Raw genomic sequence first — 17,537 nt, 5'->3', positions numbered from 1 at the left:
TCCAAGAATGGCGGTCGAGGACCGCCACTCCATGAGGTGCCGATGACCATCTTCGACACGCTAAAAGCCATGATCGAACGGGACGGCCGGGCCGTGCTCGTCACCATCACGGCTGTGCGTGGTTCGAGCCCGCGTGAGGCGGGGACGCGCATGGCGGTGCGCGCTGATGGGGCCTTCTCCGGCACGATCGGCGGCGGCGCGCTGGAATGGCAGGCCCTTGCCGAGGCACAGGCGCTGCTCTCCGGTGGGAGCAGCCGGATGCGGACGCTCGACAAGGCGCTCGGCCCGGATCTGGGCCAGTGCTGCGGCGGACGCGTCAAGCTGATGCTGGAGCGGCTGGAGCGGGACGATCTGTCCTGGCTGGCTGGGCTGGTCGAACCACCCGCTGCCGGTGGCCGTGTCGTCATCGGCATGCCCCAGCCTCACGGCACCTATCTGCGCTGCTGGGCCGATGCGGCGGAAGCTGCCTTATTGCCGGAGGGCGAGAGCGAACGCCTGCTGCCCGATGGCCGGCTGGTCGAGAGCCTGGGGCCGCAGAACCCGGCGGTCTATCTCTTCGGTGCCGGCCATGTCGGCCGCGCCCTGATACTGGCCTTGGCGCCCCTGCCGCTCGACCTGGTCTGGTGCGATCCCCGGCCCGAGGCTTTTCCGAGCCATGTGCCGCAGCGCGTCATCCTGAGGCGGGAGGCCGAGCCGGAGCGGATCCTGGCCAGCGCGCCGGATGATGCCCGCATCCTGATCATGACGCACAGCCATGCGCTCGATCTCGCCATTGCCTCGGCCGCACTCGCCGCCGCCCGCTTTGCCTATATCGGCGTCATCGGCTCCGGCACCAAGCGGGCGCGCTTCGTCTCGCAGATGCGCCAGGCGGGGCTGACTCAGGCTGCCATCGACAGCATGGTCTGCCCTGTCGGCATTCCCGGCATCGAGGGCAAGGAACCGGCGGTGATCGCCGCCTCGGTCGTGGCCCAGATCTTGCTCGTAGAGAGCAAGCGAGCGGCCCTGGCTCCGGCTCAGCCTAGGAAGGCGCCGGTTCCACATCGCTCAGTTGGGGAAAAGCCGCTTCGTAATGTCTGAGCCCTTCGCAAGCCGCATAATACCGCCTATGAATTGGGCACGACCATGAATGTGGCAGCAATGTTGGACACCGAGACGCCGCTGATCGAAGCGCGTGGCATCGTAAAGATCTTCGGCTCGCTCCGGGCCAATGACGGCATCGATCTCAAGATCATGCCGCATGAGATCCATGCTTTGCTGGGCGAGAACGGCGCTGGCAAGTCGACTTTCGTCAAGATCCTCTACGGCCTGCTGCAGCCCAATGAAGGCCAGTTGTTGTGGGAGGGCCAGCCCATCCATCTGGCGCGGCCGGCGGCGGCGCGGGCGATCGGCATCGGCATGGTGTTCCAGCATTTCTCACTGTTCGACAATCTCAGTGTCTCGGAAAATGTCGCGCTGGCGCAGCCGCCCGGCACGAGGCTGCGCGATGTCGAGGAGAAGATCGCCGCCGTCTCCGCCGCCTATGGCCTGCCGCTGGAGCCGCGCCGCCCGGTGCACACGCTCTCGGTGGGCGAGCGCCAGCGCATCGAGATCGTGCGCTGCCTGATGCAGAACCCCAAGCTCCTCATCCTCGACGAGCCGACTTCCGTGCTCACCCCGCAGGAGGCCGACCAGCTCTTCGTCACGCTGCAGCGCATCACCGGCGAGGGCAGGGCGGTGCTCTATATCTCCCACCGGCTCGAAGAGGTGAAGCGCCTGTGCCAGACCGCCACCGTGCTGCGCCACGGCAAGCTGGTCGCTGCCTGCGATCCGCGCCAGGAGACGGCCGCGAGCCTGGCCCGCATGATGGTGGGTGCCGATGTCGCCAAGATCGAGCATGGCCGCCTTGCCAATGCCAGTGGCCCGGTGCGGCTGGAGCTCAAGGGGCTCAGCCTGGCGCCGGAGGACCTGCATGGCACGCCGCTGCGGGATATTGCGCTGCAGGCGCGGGGCGGCGAGATCGTCGCCATTGCCGGTGTCGCCGGAAATGGGCAGGGCGAGCTCTTCGCGGCAATCTCGGGCGAGCGCGCCGCCGGGAGCAGCGAGGCCGTGAAGATCGACGGCAAGCCTTCCGGCGCCCTCGATATCACCCAGCGCCGCCGTCTCGGCGCCGCCTTCGTGCCGGAGGAGCGCCTCGGCCATGCTGCGGCTCCGCGCATGACGTTGTCGCAGAATACGCTGCTCACCGGCCATGCCACCAATGGCCTCGTTTCCTATGGCATGGTCGACATGGGCAAGGCCTCGCGCGAGGCGGCGGACATCTCGAAAGTCTTCGACGTGCGCAAGGGCAAGCCCGATCCGGAGGCGGGGTCGCTCTCGGGCGGCAACCTGCAGAAATTCGTGGTGGGGCGCGAGATGCTGCGCGAGCCGAAGGTGCTCGTGGTCAACCAGCCGACCTGGGGCGTCGATGCCGGCGCCGCCGCGCTGATCCGCCAGGCGCTGATCGACCTTTCCCGACGTGGCGCTGCTGTGATCGTGATCAGCCAGGATCTCGACGAGATCTTCGAGGTGGCCGACCATATCGCCGTGATCCACGACGGCCGCCTCTCGCCTCCCGAGCCGGTGGCGGCAATGAGTCTGGAAAAGATCGGCCTCCTGATGGGAGGCTCCGGCCATGCGCATTGAACTGGAAAAGCGGCCCGAGCGCTCCACCTTGATGGCACTGCTCTCGCCTTTGATCGCCATCGGCCTCACCGTCGTGTCGGCGGCGATCATCTTCTCCTTCTACGGCCATGGACCGGTCGAGTCCCTCTACGTCTATTTCATCAAGCCGCTCACCGGCTGGCGCACCGTGCAGGAACTGGTGGTGCGCGCGACGCCCCTGGTGATCATGGGCGTCGGCCTGTCCCTTTGTTACATCTCGAACAATTGGAACATCGGCGCCGAGGGGCAATATATCATCGGCGCGGCGGTGGGCGGAGGCATCGCGCTCGCCTTCCAGGGGCAGACACCCTTCTACGCCGAACCGCTTATCCTCCTCGGCGGCATTGCCGGCGGTGCGCTCTGGGGCTTGATCCCCGCTCTCCTCAAGACGCGCTTCAACACCAATGAGATCCTCACCAGCCTGATGCTGGTCTATATCGCCGACAAGATCCTCGATTATCTGGTGCGCGGGCGCTGGCGCGATCCGGCCGGCCTCAATTTCCCGCTCACCGCCAATTTCGACAATACGCTGCCGGCCCTGTTCCGCCGCAGCCCGATCCATCTCGATGCGGTGTTCGCGCTGGTCATCGTGGCGGCGGCCGCCATCCTGCTCTGGCGCAGCCTCAAGGGTTTCGAGATCCGTGTGCTCGGCCAGGCCCCACGCGCGGGCCTGTTTGCCGGCTTCTCGCCGACGCGCATGACGCTGTTCGTGTTCGCGGTGTCGGGAGGCCTGGCGGGCCTTGCCGGCATCAGCGTTGCCGACGGCACCATGGGCATGCTGCAGATCCCCTTTGCTTCAGGCTATGGCTTCACCGCAATCATTGTCGCCTTCCTGGGGCGGCTCAACCCGATCGGCATCCTGCTGGCGGGGCTTCTCCTGGCGCTCTCTTATCTTGGCGGCGAGGCGGCGCAGATCGCGCTCAAGGTGCCGATCGGCATCACCAGTGTGATCCAGGGCCTGCTGCTCTTCTATGTGCTCGCCTGCGACACGCTTATTCTCTACCGCGTGCGCGTCATGGCCTCTGAGGTCAAGGTGGCCTGAATGAATCTTGCAGAAGCCATCATCCTCACCATCATCACCTCCTCGACGCCCTTCGTGCTGGCGGCGATCGGCGAACTCGTGGTCGAGCGTTCCGGCGTGCTGAATCTCGGTGTCGAGGGCATGATGATTATGGGCACGATCGCCGGGTTTGCGACAGCCTATACGACCGACAGCGCCATTCTCGGCTTCATCGCCGCCATCCTCGCCAGCATGATCTTTTCCTCGCTCTTCGCCCTGATGACGCTCGGCCTCGCCGCCAACCAAGTGGCCTCGGGCTTGGCGCTGACCATTCTCGGCCTTGGCCTGTCGGATCTGCTCGGCACCAATTTCGTCGGCCTGAACCGGCCGAAGATTCCCTCGCTCCACATCCCCGGCCTCAGCGACATCCCGCTCCTTGGCCCGATAGTCTTCGGCCAGGATGCGCTGGTCTATATTTCGATCGCCTTGGTCGCCGCCGTCTGGTGGTTCCTCTACCGCAGTCGCGGCGGCCTGATCCTGCGTTCGGTCGGCGAGAACCATGCCTCGGCTCATGCGCTTGGCTATCCCGTGCGTCTCATCCGCTTCGGTGCGGTGCTGTTCGGCGGTGGTTGCGCGGGCCTTGCCGGCGCCTATCTCTCGCTCGCCGATACGCCGTTCTGGGGCACGGGCATGACGGCCGGACGCGGCTGGATCGCCCTGGCGCTGGTGGTGTTCGCCTCCTGGAGGCCCTGGCGCCTGCTGATCGGCGCCTATTTCTTCGGCGCGATCTGGATCGGCAACCTGCACATGCAGGCCCTCAGCGCCTCGCTGCCGTCCTGGCTGGTGTGGCCGCCGCAATTCTGGACGGCGCTGCCCTATCTCGCCACCGTCATCGTCCTGGTGATGATCTCCAGCGGCAAAGGCAGGGGAGGCGCGGCGCCGGCCTCGCTCGGCACGCCTTTCGTGCCGGATCGCTGAGAGGAAAGAGTTTCCCTGCCGGGTTTGGGCCGTGGCCCGGCAGTTCGGATCTGTTCGCGGCCCGACAGCACGGGGAACTTCAATGAAGAAAACCATTCTGGCGGCGATGGCCGCCATCGGCCTGGCGGCGGGCGCGCTCAGCCCGGCCCAGGCGCAGGACAAGCTCAAGGTCGGCTTCATCTATCTCGGCCCGATCGGCGACTATGGCTGGACCTACCAGCACGAGGTCGGCCGCCAGGCGCTGGTGAAGGCGCTCGGCGACAAGATCGAGACGACCTATGTCGAGAATGTGCCCGAGGGCCCGGATGCGCAGCGCGCCATCGAGAACCTCGCCGATGCCGGCAACAAGCTGATCTTCACCACCTCCTTCGGCTATATGGATCCCACCATCAAGGCGGCGAAGAACTTCCCGGACGTCGATTTCGAGCATGCCACTGGCTTCAAGCGCGCCGACAACGTCTCGACATATGCCGGCCGCTTCTATGAAGGGCGCTATATCGAGGGCGTGATCGCCGCCAAGATGTCGAAGACGGGCGTCGTCGGCTATGTCGCCCCGTTTCCGATCCCGGAAGTGATCTCCGGCATCAACTCCTTCATGCGCGGCGCCCAGTCCGTGCGTCCGGACCTCAAGCTCAAGATCGTCTGGGTGTCGACCTGGTATGACCCCGGCAAGGAAGCCGATGCCGCCAAGGCGCTGATCGCCCAGGGCGCCGATATCCTCGCCCAGCACACCGACAGCCCCGCCGCCATGCAGGCAGCCGCCGAGAAGGGCATCTACGCCTTCGGCCAGGACTCGGACATGATCAAGTTCGGCGACAAGGCCCAGCTCACCGCCATCGTCAACAATTGGGGTGACTATTACATCGAGCGCACCAAGGCGGCGCTCGACGGCACCTGGAAATCATCCGACACCTGGGAAGGCCTCGACCTCGGCATGGTGCATATGGCGCCCTACACCAACATGCCCGACGACGTGAAGAAGCTCGCCGAGGACACGGAAGCCGGTCTCAAATCGCACAAGATCAACCCCTTCTCTTGCCCGGTGCTGAACCAGGCCGGCGAGACGGTTGAATGCAAGGGCGGCGACCACCTCGACCCCGGCCAGATCCTCGGCATGAACTGGTATGTGAAGGGCATCGACGACAAGTTCCCGAATTGAGGGGGAATGGGTGGTGCTAAAGCCTTTGCGGCCCATTGCGCTGCCAATCCGGATAAGGCGCGGGCCTCCCCACGAAGCTGGGGAGGGGCAGGGGTGGGGTGTGGTCAGGATAAGGCTCGCCCATAAACCAATAGCGCAACCTTAAGCCTTCAACTCGGGTGGTGCCTCACTCGGCCCACACCCCTCCCTTAGCCCCTCCCCAGCTTCGTGGGGAGGGCCCGCGCCTCTTCCTCAAACGCCCCGTCTTGCGGCCCCTTTTGCCTTCCCCTATGCAGGGTGATCCTCTCACCCCGCCGAGCCGCGCTCCCATGAACCTCGACGCCATCAACGCCCTCAGTCCCGCCGCCTTCGTCGACACCTTCGGCGATATCGCCGAGCATTCGCCCTGGGTCGCCGAGGCGGCCGCCGCGCTACGCCCCTATGCCTCGCGCGAGGCGATGGTCGATGCTTTCCAGGGCACCCTCGCCCAAGCCCCGCGCACGCAGCGGGAAGCCCTGATCCGCCTGCATCCCGACCTTGCCGGCAAGGCCACGCTGGCGCCCGATTCCCGCAAGGAACAGGCCGGCGCCGGGCTCGGCACGCTCACGGCGGAGGAGATGACGCGCTTCACGGATCTCAACACGCGCTACCAGGAGCGCTTCGGATTTCCCTTCATTCTCGCGGTGAAGGGCGCTACGAAGCACCAGATCCTGGATGCCTTCTCGACCCGGATCCACGGGGGGCGCGAGGAGGAATTTTTGACGGCTCTGGCTCAGGTGATGCGCATCATCCGCTTCCGTCTGGAGGAGCGGGTGGATGGTTGAACGCGCCATGGCGCTGGGCCGCGAGGCCGAGAGCATGATCCGGGCCCTGGCGCTGATCAGCGCCGAGGAAGGACATCTGACGCGCCTCTATCTCACGCCGGAACATCGCCTCGCCGCCGATCTCGTGCGCCGGTGGATGGCGGAGGCCGGGCTCGATGTCAGCGAGGACGCGCTCGGCACCGTGCGCGGCCGCTTGGCGCCGGAGAGCGGCGGGCGGAATTCCGTACAGCGCCTGCTGATCGGCTCCCATATCGACACCGTGATTGACGCCGGCGCCTATGACGGCGCGCTGGGCGTGATCGCCGGCATCCTGGCCGTGCGCGAGGTGATCAAGAAGCACGGCAGGATGCCCTTCGGCATCGACGTGCTGGCCTTCGGCGACGAGGAGGGCTCGCGCTTTCCGGCGACGCTGCTGTGCTCGCAGGCCGTGGCCGGGCGCTTCGATCCTGCTTCGCTGCAAGTGGAATCCGTCGATGGCGTGAAGCTCGAGGACGCGTTGCGGGCCTATGGCAAGGACCCGGCCGAGATCCCGGCCGCCGCCTATGAACCGGGCGAGGCAGTGGCTTATGTCGAGCTCCATATCGAGCAGGGGCCGGTGCTCGAACAGGCAGACGAGGCACTCGGCGTCGTCACCGCCATCGCCAGCCAGTCGCGCCATTCGGTCACGGTGGTCGGCGAGGCGGGCCATGCCGGTACGGTGCCGATGAACCTGCGGCGCGATGCTCTCGCGGCGGCAGCCGAGGTCGCGCTCGCCGTCGAGACACTCGCCCAGCGCAACGCCGATGACTTCATGGTGGCGACCATCGGCAAGCTCAGCCTGTCGCCCGGCGCTTCCAACGTCATTCCCGCGCGCGTGGTCTTCACCGTCGACCTGCGCTCGCAGACGGACGCCCGCCGCATCGAGGCGATGAACTGGCTGCGCGAGGAAATCCTCGCCATCGCCAGGAGGCGCCGCGTCACCGCCTGGATCGAGCGCACCCACGAGGCCGTGGCGCGGCCCTGTGATCCCGCGCTGCAGGCAGGCTTTGCCACGACCATCGGCCGGCACGGTGGCAAGAGCGCCATCCATCTGCCCTCCGGCGCCGGCCATGACGGCCAGGCGGTGGGTGCGATGTGTCCGATCGGCATGCTGTTCGTACGCTGCCGGGGCGGCATCAGCCACAACCCGGCCGAGTTCACCTCGGTGAGGGATATGGGGCTGGCGGTTGCGGCGATGATCAAATTCATCGAAGGTTTCGATCCCGCCAGGCTTGGGCGGCTACGGCGCGCAGACGATTGAGAGACATCGCCTGTCCGTCTCGATGCGGTGCAGGGGGCTCGCATGGACAACACGGCGGATTTGGAAGCGATTGTTCGCAGGATGCTGCCGGTGCTCAATTTGCGGCCGGAGAACTTCCGGCTGGAGCCTGGCATGCTGGAGCGGGCGAGGGAGCGGGGTAAGCCTCTCATCATGGCCATCACCGGCGCCGGGCAGGTGCTGGCTTTCGTCGGCCGTTGCGAGGCTGGCGATCCCGACAGCACCGCCTCTGAGGCCGCGGCACGGGCCATTGCGGCGATGAATCAGCCCGCCCGCGAGGCTTGCCATGATCTGATCGTCTCCTGGGAGGATGGCGCCGAGAAGCTGTCCGCCGCTGCCTTCGTGCTGGGCGAGGAGGGCACGCCCGAAGCGCGGATCGCCTGGTCATGGGCGCCGCCGGAGGCCTGGCCCGAGCCGATGCTCGATCTGACACGCGCCGCGACCGAGGACCTTCTGGAAGAGCAGATCGCGCAGATGCGCCTGCTGCTAGCGAACCGCGAGGAGCTCCCGGATTTCGAGGCGCGCCTCACGCGGGCCACGCGGCTCGCAGGCCTCGCACTCCGCTCGCTCGGCGCGGAGAATGTGGTGCCGTCGCCCCTCCTCGGCACCATCGCCTCGACAGGAAAGTGGGAGGTCTGGCTCGAAGCCTGCGAGCGCGCCGTCGATGACGAGTTGCGCCGTGTGCGCGGCCGTGCCCGGCGCGACAAGATCGGCGTCATCATGCCGGCGCAATCCGGGCCGCTCTCGGGCATGCGCGTCTTCCTCTCCTACGCGCGCTCGGAGGCGGCCGGCATGGCGGCGCACCTCTATGAAGTGCTGAGCCGGGCTGGGGCCGAGACCTGGTTCGACCAGGTCCAGCCGTTGCAGAAGGAGTGGCTCGATATCGGCCTCGCCGATCAAATCGCCGCCTGCGACGTCTACCTGATGTGTGCCAGCGACGAGTTTCTCGAGCGCGCCGGCTATGCCACGCAGGAACTGGCCTGGGCGATCGGGCATTACGGAAAGGGTGCACGCATCCGCCGGCTGCTGATTGTCGCCGAGCCCGGCACCATCCTGCCGACGATCGTCGCCGACTGGCCGCTGATCGAGATCGATGACGAGAACGTCGACCGCCTGCAGCAGCTGTTGGTCGCCTACCTGACGATGCCGGTTCCAGCGATCGTCCTGCCCGAGCAACCGCCCGTCACTGCGGTCGCGCGTCCGCCCATCGAACCTGGCGGAGAACTGGAACTGGCCACGCTCAGGGCCCGCATCCGGCATGTCGAACGCATGCTTCAGCTCACGGTCGAGAAGGTGGTGGCGTGCGCGAGCAGCGACAATGCCCGGGAAGCCGTAGCGGCACGCGCCGAGTTTCGCGCCGCGGGCGAAGGGCTGGATTGGGACGGGACCTTGCAGGATTTCGATCGCTGGCCCGACGACACCGTCATCCGCGCCTGTCGCTGGTTCATCGCCAGCGGGCGCGCCCTTGCGGGCGCGCGCTGGCCGTTCTCCGGCAATCTCGACGATCCCGATCCCATCGAACACGATATCGCCTTCCTGATTGCCTCTCCGACCGCCTTTCTGGCCTGGCCCACTGCACCGGGCTGGGGCGACAATGAGCGGCGGTTGCTGCTGCGCTATCAGACCGGCTTGCTGCGTCTGTTGAAACAGCTCCTGGCAAGGGGGCTCGATGGCGGCCTGGTGGACGTTCCCTCCGCCACCTTCGATGCCTGGCTTGCCCGGATCGACGGCTGCCGACGCCAATGCGTCGACGCCCTTGTCGGGATGCGAATGCAGAATCTGCTCGGCTGGCAAGGCGAGCGGCCAGCCTGGGATTCGCTGTACCGGGCCTGGCTCGGCCTCCTCGACCAGCTCGGCCGGGAGGCCTGGGCTCGCGACGTGCCCTCCTTTGCGCGGCTGATCGTCAGTGCGCATGAGAAGGAGATCGCCGCACTGGCGGCCGAAGCGAGCTGGATTTTCCAGGAGGTCGGCAGGCCGACCTGGCGGCGGCTCGACCTGCCTTATGCCGGGTCGATCACCCGGGTCCTCGCTTCGTCCAGCGCCGGCGCTGCCGATGTCGCGGAGGCCAAAGGCGGATCGCCTCGCACGCTGGCGCTGCACCTGTCTCTCGGCGAGACGGGTACGCCTGACGTCGCCCTCTCCTGGCGGGGGTTCGGCAGCGACGGCGATCATGTGGCCGCCGTGCCGGAGGGCCTGCGTCACCGGTTCATCCGCTCCAGCATCTGAAGCTGATCCGGTGTGCACAGGCTGCGATTGACCAGGAAGATGGCGGGCAGGTCATTCGGCTCGTCCTCGGGGTAGCCGAACAGCAGGCCCGGGACGTAGGACAGTTCGGCATCGAGCAGAAGGCTTTCATCGAGCGGCCGGCCGGGCGCCGATGCATCGACAGTCTCGCGAGCGAAGACGTCGATGGCGAGGAGCGCGGCTACGCTCAAACCCTTGTCGCGAAGCTTCAGCCCGGTGGTCAGAAGGCCGGGCAGATAGCCGCCGGTCCGCTCCGGCTGGACCTCACGATGGCTGCCGTTCCAGGCACCGAAGGCAACCGCCACGGGCAGCGTCGTGCCGGAGACCGCGACGGTTGAATGCGGCTCGCCATCCCGCAGCGTCTGCAGCACTTTCTTGGCAAAGGCCCTGAGAACCTCCGCCATGTTCGGGATGTGGTCGAACACCGGCTTGAGCAGGGCTTCCGTTCCCGCGCCGGTGAGAGGACGTTGCAAGGCCTCAATCAGGCTGAGGACGATATAGGCCTCCCGCTCCTCTTCCGTCGTCAGCGCCTCGCTGCCGCCCGCGGCCTCGAAGCTTGCTTTCGACACCGTCTTTTTGCCGGAAACGCCGAGGGGCACGGGGTCGGGGAGGGGCATGGTTCAGCTCCATTGGCGGAGGCGCAGCAGATCCATCCAACGCGGTGATTATCGAAATATCACCCAAAGCCAAGCCAGCAAGAGAGCAACCGCCAGGGGGCCGTGGACCCCCCAGACCGATGGGCTTTGCATTGCCTGGCGGAATTTATCGCCGTCGACCTCGCCGGGGCTCATCACGAAGCTTGGCGGCTCGCCGGCGTTGTAGGCCGCCGCCGCGGTGGTGAAGAGGTTGCGAAAGCCTTTCTCAAGCGCGAGGTAATAGGTATCGATGCAGGCAAACAAAGCGACAGGCACGAGGCCGATCCAGGCAAAGGCGGGGCCGCCATCTTTCACCGTCAGGCCGAGTGTCGCCGTGGTGAGCGTGATGCTCCAGCCCTTGGCCAGGAAGGCATTACCGGCCATGCGGGTGATCGCCGCCTGCAGCATTTGCAGGTAGGTGGGATCCGGCTTGGCCGGCTGGGCGGCGGCGGGCGCAGGAGCAGGTGTCGGAGGGGGATGCTCCGGTTGAACCTCTTCCAGGTCGGGCGGGCTTTCATTCATGACGGGATACCTGAGGCTAAAGCGTTTTGCGATTTGACGGAATCGCCAAGAATCGCAAAAACGCGTCGAAACAAAGAGTTAGAGAAAGCAGCGTTTACGCTTAAACGCGCTTTGCTCCAGGGCATGTCGGGCTCGGACATCGTCAGCCTCCCGCCGTGGTACGATCGAGAAGCCATTGTGAAATGGCGGCGTAAGGCTGGAACAGCAGCGTCTCTGGCAGACCCCTTTGCTCGCTTCGCCAGTGCCGCTCCGCGTCGACGATGCGCCCGGTGCTCCTTGCCGCGGTTAGGGCAGAGATCGCCTTCTCATCGGCTTGCCGGTCCTCCGCGACATTGTAGTTCAATGCATCGGGAGTGAGCAGCCGTTCCGCGGCGCCGCCGCCGCTGGGAAAGAGGTAGATCGGCGACGGCACCGGCCAGCGACGAAAGCGGGCCAGGACGGCACCGATCTCATCTCCCACTGCCGGCTGAAGGCGGGACCGGTCAAGGGAATGGAGCGCCTTCCACATGGCGGACGAAGGCGTCGGCGCGACGAGGAAAGCGTCCGCCTCGTCGCGCACGCCCTCCATGCCGCCGATGGCGACCATCGCCGCGGGAGGCTTCAAGCCGTGCCGCCCGTAAGCCCTGCCCTCGATATCGAGCATCGCTGCCCGCATCAGCGCCAGGCTCGGCGCGCTGTCGCCAACCGTCGTGCCGGGCAGAGCTGGCGTCCACTCGATGGCCGACCAGCCAAAGTGCACCATCTCCATGGTCTCGTTGGGCAGCACGTCCTGGAAGAAGCGCGACTGGAAGGTGACGATCGGCCGCTGCTTGCGACTGGGATCGGGCGGAAAATATTCGCCCGCCACAGACGCGATCAGGGGAGAGACGCTCGGATGGCCGCCGAAGACCAGCCGTCCGCCACGCGCGAACACTGCGCGGGCGAGGCTGACGATGGCCTCCTCGATCTCGCTGGCACGTGCGTTCTCCGTCCAGGGAGAGCGGTAGGGCACGCTTGCCGAGAGAAAAATGGTATCGCCCTCTTTCATGCCTGGTCCTTGGGAAGGAGACGGTCGACGAAGGTGGGGAGCGATCCTTCATCGAAGCTCAGGCAGCCGCTCATTCGCTCCAGCCAGCCGAGCCGGGTTTGCCGATCGGGTTCAAGCGCCGCGCGCGGACCGACGATCGCCGCCACCCAGGTTGGTTCGCCCACCCCCAGCGCAGCATGGACGCTTTGAAGCGAACGGAAATCGTCGAGTTCCGGCGGCCGGGTGGTCAGCCAGACCGTATGCTTGACGGTGCCCTGCGCAATCCGGATCGGCCCCACGGCGCCGTATTGGGCGGCCAGCCCGCCCTTGTTGAGGGCCGCCACGACGTCGGTGCGCAGCCGGTGGCGCCGGCGGAACAGGGCCGCGGCATGGACTTCCTTGACCTTGGTGACGAGCCGCCTGAGCGCTTCGTCCTCGAGCTTCGGCCATTCGTCGACCACAACTTCGCCGCGGAGCGGATCGATCACCTTGTGCGGAATCGGCGCGCCGGTGAAGTCCTTCGCATCCAGATCAATCCGCGCGTCCGCGCTGACCGAAATCAGCTCATCGCTCGCCGCCACATCCGGCATGCGCGCCGCCAATAGGCCCAGCCGATTCCGCTTGGCAAAATCGATCTCATGCTGGGTCCAGCGCGAATCCTTGAGGGATTTGGATTCGAGCAGCAGGACCATCGACTTGTCTTCGAGCTCCTGGCCCAACCGGCGCTGGAAGTCGTAGCCGGGCGGAATGGAAAAACGGTCGAGGAAGACTTCGAAGCCCTCCTCCACCAGCCGATCGAAGAGCTGCAGCGCCACCGGCAACGTCTCCACGCGGCGATAGCTGATGAAGACGCGGCTGACGGCGGCGGTGATCTCGGCGCGGGCGAGCAGGCCTGGCAACACTTCGCTCACTTGTCTCTGCCAGATCGAGGCGTTGATGCGACGCAGGAGGTCCTCGTCCTTGATGGCCGGATCGAAATAGGCGTCGTAATCGCCGGCCTTCAGCACGACCATGACATAGCCGCTGTGCTCGTCGGACGACCAGGTGTCGTACCAGGGGAGCGCTTGGAACGGCTTGTCCGTGCTGCCGGCGAGCACCAGCAGCTTCACCTGCCCGTCGTCGGCCTTGACGTCGAAGAGATCTGGGGTGCTGGGGCAGTCGATCGTCTCGACCCGGGCCTCGGCATTCGATTCAAGCAGTGCCGCTTCCAGCTCCGCGGCGAGCTTTGCCGCCGTCTCTTGTCCAGTCGTCCTCTTGTCCGCCGGCCAGCCCGACGAGACGATGGCGATGAAGCTTCGGCGCGCTGCCGGCACGCCCGTGAAAGCGCGGCATTCGAAGCTGCCGTCAGCCTTCTCGATCTGAACGATGACGTCGCCAGTCCCCCCCGGCATGTTCCGCTCCGCGATCGTCGCCTGATGCCGATGCCGCTGACGTTCCAGCAAGAACCAGCCGGCTTGCTTGTTACACCAATTCCCGCCCGGCGGGTAGCGCCTCGGTGGCTCTCCCGGCAAAGGCGGCGGCGGTTCCCTCTCTCGCCGGCAGCCTTTTCGTCCCGCTGAACGAGGTCAAACTTCATTTCCCTTCCGACACATCCCGCTCTACAAGAACGCCCCTGGGGGAAGCGTCATTGCAGGAACAACAGGAAAGCACGACTTTGGGAGCTCCGTCCTCCCGCTCGCAGGCGGGCCTCGCCGCTCTCATGGCCGTCGGCTCCATGACCTCGGTTCAGCTCGGCGCGGCGCTGGCGAAGCCGACGATGGATGCCTATGGCACGCTCGCCACCACCTGGGGGCGGCTGGCGTGGGCAGCCATCCTCCTCACCTTGATCGTACGGCCCGACCCCAGGCGCTACGGCCGTCGGGAAATCCTGGCGGCCCTCGCGCTCGGCGCCGCCATCGCCGGCATGACGCTGTTCTTCTTCGTGGCGATCACCCGCGTGCCGCTCGGCCTGGTCGTCGCCATCGAGTTCCTGGGTCCGCTCGGCGTCGCCACGCTTGGCTTTGCCCGCAGCTGGCGCATCATCTGGCTGTTCATTGCCCTTGGCGGCGTGCTCTGCCTGGTGCTCGACACCACGGGCTGGAGCGTCGACCCGCTCGGCTTCGCCTTCGCCATCCTCGCCGGCGTCGGCTGGGGCACCTACATCCTGTTGATGAAGCATATCGGCGCGGCCTTCAAAGGGTTGGACGGACTCGCCATCTCCTTCGTGTCAGCCGCACTGATTGCCACGCCCTTCGGCCTCTACGAGACGGGCTTTCACCTGCCGGGTGGGCTGGTCCTCCACACGATCGGCCTCGCCGTCCTGACGCCGCTGCTGCCCTATGCGCTCGAAATGGCCGCGCTGCGGCGCCTGCCTTCAGCGACCTTCGGCATCCTGATGAGCGCAGAGCCCGGTATCGGCGCGCTAGCCGGCTTCCTCATCCTGCTCGAACCGCTGAGCCTGCAGCAGATACTCGGTATTGCCCTTGTGATCGCGGCCAGCGTCGGCGCTGTGCTGAGCGGGGCGCAGCACTGACGCCGACGGTCGGGCTCAATCGGAAGGCGGCTTCACGAAGAAGGTCGGCATAGCTTTCTCATGCGCCCGCAGGGCGACCAGCCCAGCTTCGGTGACGGTGGGAATGCCGTCGATGATCTCGACATAACCCCCGTCCCGGAGGATCTGGATCATGGCGGCGGAAAGATCCGCGTCCTGCCCCTCCATATCGAGATCGCGCAACGCCTCGTAGACTTCCTTCGGCATCAGATCCATGCCCATGATCGTCGCTCCTGGGTTGACGAAATTCACGTGGGATCACCTTCGCGCGGGTTCGCAACCTCCGCGCGAGACGAGGGAAGAACGCATGGTCACAGGGAAGAGTTCCTGGGGGGAATATCAGCCAGGGATATCGCTGTGCCCGGCTGGCCGTTGCGGCAGTCAGCAGGCAAAACAAAAGTCATGGCGGCCCCCTCGTCTCAAACAATGGCCGGCGGGCGGTATGTCTGAAGCGCATGACAATGACCTCCTCGCCCGCGATGCGATAGAAGATCACATAGGGATAGGGTGTAAGAACGACACGCCGCGCCCCGCGACGGCTCGTCGCCTGGCCAACGTAAGGATGGTCTTCCAGCATGGCGATAATGCCGGCCACACGCTCGCCAATATTCGTAGCGCCTTGGGGTGAACGGTCCTTGATGTAGGAAAGGGCCTTATCGATCTGACGAAGGGCAGTCTTGGTATACCGCAGCTTCAAAGGCGGTACTTCGAGAAGACAGTTTGCACGTCGTCGTCCGTCGCCAACTCGCCACGCGCAATTTCGGCCTCGGCCTCAATGAGGTCTGCCTCTTCCTCGGGCGTAAGGCGATAAATGCCGTCGTCGTCGCCTGCCAGACGCAGGAGAACGCGAGCGAATTCGTCCTGCGTTTCAGGAGGGAGAGCCCGCACGCGATCGATGGCCTGTTCCAGGAGCTTTGTCATGCGGCTATTATGCCGGCGGCTTTCTCACAAGGAAAGTGCCAGATGAACGATAGCAGGGACGGCGCAGGTCTTTCCGGGTGCACGGGCATCCTGCCCGTTCTTGAACCGCCGTACCCATTGGATGGGAAGAACGGGCAAGATGCCCGTGCACCCGGAGTAGCCCCTCACACCGCCATGCCGTGCAGATCATACGCGTCCGAGCGCTCGATCTTCACCGTCACGATATCGCCCACGCGCAGCGGGCGCCGGCTGGCCACATAAACGGCGCCGTCGATCTCCGGCGCATCCGCCATCGAGCGACCCTTGGCGACGCTCGAGCCGACGGCGTCGATGATCACGGGCAGGCGCTTGCCGACCTTGGCCTTCAGCTTGCGCATCGAGATCGCCTGCTGCGTCTCCATGAAGCGGCGATGGCGCTGCTTCTTGATCTCGTCCGGCACGGGCGGCAGGCCGAGGTCGTTGGCGGTGGCGCCGGCCACCGGCTCATATTCGAAGCAGCCGACGCGGTCGAGCTGGGCTTCCTGCAGCCAGTCGAGCAGCAGCTCGAAATCCGCATCCGTCTCGCCGGGGAAGCCGACGATGAAGGTGGAGCGCAGGGTGATGTCGGGGCATACGTCGCGCCATTTCCTGATGCGCTCCAGCACCTTGTCCTGGTTGCCGGGGCGGCGCATCGCCTTCAGCACGGTGGGGGAGGCGTGCTGGAAGGGGATGTCGAGATAGGGCAGGATCTTGCGCTCGGCCATCAGCGGGATGACGTCGTCGACATGCGGGTAGGGGTAGACGTAGTGCATGCGCACCCAGACGCCGAGCTCGCCCAAGGCCTTTGACAGGTCGTAGAACTTGGCCTTCAGGGGCTCGCCCTGCCAGGGGCTCTCTGCATAGCGGATGTCGACGCCATAGGCCGAGGTGTCCTGGCTGATGACGAGCAGCTCCTTGACGCCGGCCTTTACCAGTTTCTCGGCCTCGCGCATCACGTCGGCGGCGGGGCGGGAGACGAGATCGCCGCGCAGCTTCGGGATGATGCAGAAGCTGCAGCGGTTGTTGCAGCCTTCCGAAATCTTCAGATAGGCGTAATGGCGCGGCGTGAGCTTCAGGCCCTGCGGCGGCACCAGGTCGCTGAAGGGGTCATGCGCCGGGGGCGCGGCCTTGTGCACGGCCTCGACCACCGTCTCATATTGCTGCGGGCCGGTGACGGCGAAGACGTTCGGGAACTTTTCCAGGATCGGATCGGGCTCGGCGCCCATGCAGCCGGTGACGATGACCTTGCCGTTCTCGGCCATGGCCTCGCCGATGGCGCCGAGGGATTCGGCCTTGGCGGAATCGAGGAAGCCGCAGGTGTTGACGATCACGAGATCGGCGCCCTTGTGGTTGCGCGTGATGCCATAGCCCTCGGCGCGCAGCTGCGTGAGGATGCGCTCGGAATCGACCAGCGCCTTCGGGCAGCCCAGCGAGACATAGGACACCGTCGGCGCGGTCTTGCCGTCAGCCATCTCTTGCGCTGCTTCGATCACCGCCATCGCGGGCTCCCGTTCCGTTCATGAAGGGCGTGTCTTTGCGCCAAACGGGGCGAGAAAGCAATGGCGGTGAAGTGGAGTTTGAAGTTGGCAGGATGAGCCGCACGCCTTTGCGGGAGGGCGCAGACATCGTCATTTCGGTCGACTGAAGGGAGATACATCTGACATGCAGGGCGCGCCCCGCCGAGCCCGCTGCTCCAAGCGGTAAAATCGTAGCCTCGCCCGCAACACCCTTGACATCTCTGCGCG

17 protein-coding genes are annotated in these 17,537 nt (G+C 65.9%); 9 read left to right on the top strand and 8 right to left on the bottom strand.

Annotated features, from left to right (window positions below):
• Positions 1-42: 42 nt before the first annotated feature.
• The 8 genes from xdhC (at position 43) to QQL24_RS17565 (ending at position 10,142) form a co-directional block, all read left to right on the top strand.
• A complete protein-coding gene (xdhC, locus tag QQL24_RS17600; protein WP_284313583.1) occupies positions 43-1,077 on the top strand; it encodes a xanthine dehydrogenase accessory protein XdhC in 1,035 nt (344 codons plus the stop codon).
• 60 nt (positions 1,078-1,137) lie between these two features.
• Positions 1,138-2,661 carry an ABC transporter ATP-binding protein gene (locus QQL24_RS17595; RefSeq protein ID WP_284313582.1) on the top strand — a complete coding sequence of 508 codons (1,524 nt, stop codon included), beginning with the start codon at positions 1,138-1,140 and terminating at the stop codon, positions 2,659-2,661.
• A complete protein-coding gene (locus QQL24_RS17590; RefSeq protein ID WP_284313581.1) occupies positions 2,651-3,721 on the top strand; it encodes an ABC transporter permease in 1,071 nt (356 codons plus the stop codon). The genes QQL24_RS17595 and QQL24_RS17590 overlap by 11 nt, the downstream gene beginning before the upstream one ends.
• Positions 3,722-4,657 carry an ABC transporter permease gene (locus QQL24_RS17585; RefSeq protein WP_284313580.1) on the top strand — a complete coding sequence of 312 codons (936 nt, stop codon included), beginning with the start codon at positions 3,722-3,724 and terminating at the stop codon, positions 4,655-4,657. It begins immediately after the preceding gene.
• A gap of 82 nt (positions 4,658-4,739) precedes the next feature.
• Positions 4,740-5,816: a BMP family ABC transporter substrate-binding protein gene (locus tag QQL24_RS17580; protein ID WP_284313579.1), complete on the top strand. Its 1,077-nt coding sequence runs from the start codon at positions 4,740-4,742 to the stop codon at positions 5,814-5,816.
• A gap of 308 nt (positions 5,817-6,124) precedes the next feature.
• The gene (uraD, locus tag QQL24_RS17575; protein ID WP_284313578.1) at positions 6,125-6,619 is read left to right on the top strand and encodes a 2-oxo-4-hydroxy-4-carboxy-5-ureidoimidazoline decarboxylase; all 495 of its coding nucleotides are present in this window, start codon (positions 6,125-6,127) and stop codon (positions 6,617-6,619) included.
• Positions 6,612-7,898: an allantoate amidohydrolase gene (locus tag QQL24_RS17570; protein WP_284313577.1), complete on the top strand. Its 1,287-nt coding sequence runs from the start codon at positions 6,612-6,614 to the stop codon at positions 7,896-7,898. The genes uraD and QQL24_RS17570 overlap by 8 nt, the downstream gene beginning before the upstream one ends.
• Positions 7,899-7,940: 42 nt before the next feature.
• Positions 7,941-10,142: a toll/interleukin-1 receptor domain-containing protein gene (locus QQL24_RS17565; RefSeq protein ID WP_284313576.1), complete on the top strand. Its 2,202-nt coding sequence runs from the start codon at positions 7,941-7,943 to the stop codon at positions 10,140-10,142.
• Here QQL24_RS17565 and QQL24_RS17560 read toward each other — a convergent pair.
• The 4 genes from QQL24_RS17560 to QQL24_RS17545 all read right to left on the bottom strand — a co-directional run bounded on the left by QQL24_RS17560 (position 10,115) and on the right by QQL24_RS17545 (position 13,714).
• Positions 10,115-10,777 (bottom strand): hypothetical protein, encoded by a 663-nt coding sequence (locus QQL24_RS17560; RefSeq protein WP_284313575.1) that lies wholly within the window; start codon positions 10,775-10,777, stop codon positions 10,115-10,117. The genes QQL24_RS17565 and QQL24_RS17560 overlap by 28 nt on opposite strands.
• A gap of 48 nt (positions 10,778-10,825) precedes the next feature.
• Positions 10,826-11,317: a hypothetical protein gene (locus tag QQL24_RS17555; RefSeq protein WP_284313574.1), complete on the bottom strand. Its 492-nt coding sequence runs from the start codon at positions 11,315-11,317 to the stop codon at positions 10,826-10,828.
• Between the two features lie 142 nt (positions 11,318-11,459).
• The gene (locus QQL24_RS17550; protein ID WP_284313573.1) at positions 11,460-12,344 is read right to left on the bottom strand and encodes an SLOG domain-containing protein; all 885 of its coding nucleotides are present in this window, start codon (positions 12,342-12,344) and stop codon (positions 11,460-11,462) included.
• Positions 12,341-13,714, bottom strand: coding sequence for a toll/interleukin-1 receptor domain-containing protein (locus QQL24_RS17545; protein ID WP_284313572.1), 1,374 nt, complete (start codon positions 13,712-13,714; stop codon positions 12,341-12,343). Before QQL24_RS17545 ends, QQL24_RS17550 begins: the two co-directional genes overlap by 4 nt.
• 263 nt (positions 13,715-13,977) lie before the next feature.
• On the opposite strand from QQL24_RS17545, the gene QQL24_RS17540 reads away from it, so the two are divergent.
• Positions 13,978-14,835, top strand: coding sequence for an EamA family transporter (locus QQL24_RS17540; protein WP_284313571.1), 858 nt, complete (start codon positions 13,978-13,980; stop codon positions 14,833-14,835).
• Between the two features lie 15 nt (positions 14,836-14,850).
• Here QQL24_RS17540 and QQL24_RS17535 read toward each other — a convergent pair whose 3' ends face one another.
• From QQL24_RS17535 to rimO, 4 genes are all read right to left on the bottom strand, one after another.
• Positions 14,851-15,075, bottom strand: coding sequence for a hypothetical protein (locus QQL24_RS17535; RefSeq protein ID WP_284313570.1), 225 nt, complete (start codon positions 15,073-15,075; stop codon positions 14,851-14,853).
• A gap of 178 nt (positions 15,076-15,253) precedes the next feature.
• On the bottom strand, positions 15,254-15,550 hold the full coding sequence (locus QQL24_RS17530; protein ID WP_284313569.1) for a type II toxin-antitoxin system RelE/ParE family toxin: 297 nt from the start codon (positions 15,548-15,550) through the stop codon (positions 15,254-15,256).
• Complete coding sequence (locus QQL24_RS17525) at positions 15,547-15,774, bottom strand: hypothetical protein (RefSeq protein WP_284313568.1); 228 nt, start codon at positions 15,772-15,774, stop codon at positions 15,547-15,549. Before QQL24_RS17525 ends, QQL24_RS17530 begins: the two co-directional genes overlap by 4 nt.
• Positions 15,775-15,938: 164 nt before the next feature.
• A complete protein-coding gene (gene rimO, locus QQL24_RS17520; protein WP_284313612.1) occupies positions 15,939-17,264 on the bottom strand; it encodes a 30S ribosomal protein S12 methylthiotransferase RimO in 1,326 nt (441 codons plus the stop codon).
• Between the last annotated feature and the right edge of the window lie 273 nt (positions 17,265-17,537).

This window comes from Labrys miyagiensis (assembly GCF_030160835.1).
In the GTDB taxonomy this organism is placed as follows: Bacteria; Pseudomonadota; Alphaproteobacteria; order Rhizobiales; family Labraceae; genus Labrys; species Labrys miyagiensis.
Note: the sequence above shows the minus strand (reverse complement) of the source record. Positions and strands in the feature narration are given on the sequence as shown.

Bases quoted from the DNA above. Each gene is read 5' to 3' on its own strand.
- QQL24_RS17555 (WP_284313574.1), bottom strand. From the start codon at position 11,317: ATGAATGAAAGCCCGCCCGACCTGGAAGAGGTTCAACCGGAGCATCCC.
- rimO (WP_284313612.1), bottom strand. From the start codon at position 17,264: ATGGCTGACGGCAAGACCGCGCCGACGGTGTCCTATGTCTCGCTGGGC.
- QQL24_RS17580 (WP_284313579.1), top strand. From the start codon at position 4,740: ATGAAGAAAACCATTCTGGCGGCGATGGCCGCCATCGGCCTGGCGGCG.
- QQL24_RS17560 (WP_284313575.1), bottom strand. From the start codon at position 10,777: ATGCCCCTCCCCGACCCCGTGCCCCTCGGCGTTTCCGGCAAAAAGACG.
- QQL24_RS17525 (WP_284313568.1), bottom strand. From the start codon at position 15,774: ATGACAAAGCTCCTGGAACAGGCCATCGATCGCGTGCGGGCTCTCCCT.
- QQL24_RS17545 (WP_284313572.1), bottom strand. From the start codon at position 13,714: ATGCCGGGGGGGACTGGCGACGTCATCGTTCAGATCGAGAAGGCTGAC.
- xdhC (WP_284313583.1), top strand. From the start codon at position 43: ATGACCATCTTCGACACGCTAAAAGCCATGATCGAACGGGACGGCCGG.
- QQL24_RS17595 (WP_284313582.1), top strand. From the start codon at position 1,138: ATGTTGGACACCGAGACGCCGCTGATCGAAGCGCGTGGCATCGTAAAG.
- uraD (WP_284313578.1), top strand. From the start codon at position 6,125: ATGAACCTCGACGCCATCAACGCCCTCAGTCCCGCCGCCTTCGTCGAC.
- QQL24_RS17550 (WP_284313573.1), bottom strand. From the start codon at position 12,344: ATGAAAGAGGGCGATACCATTTTTCTCTCGGCAAGCGTGCCCTACCGC.
- QQL24_RS17535 (WP_284313570.1), bottom strand. From the start codon at position 15,075: ATGGGCATGGATCTGATGCCGAAGGAAGTCTACGAGGCGTTGCGCGAT.
- QQL24_RS17590 (WP_284313581.1), top strand. From the start codon at position 2,651: ATGCGCATTGAACTGGAAAAGCGGCCCGAGCGCTCCACCTTGATGGCA.
- QQL24_RS17565 (WP_284313576.1), top strand. From the start codon at position 7,941: ATGGACAACACGGCGGATTTGGAAGCGATTGTTCGCAGGATGCTGCCG.
- QQL24_RS17570 (WP_284313577.1), top strand. From the start codon at position 6,612: ATGGTTGAACGCGCCATGGCGCTGGGCCGCGAGGCCGAGAGCATGATC.
- QQL24_RS17585 (WP_284313580.1), top strand. From the start codon at position 3,722: ATGAATCTTGCAGAAGCCATCATCCTCACCATCATCACCTCCTCGACG.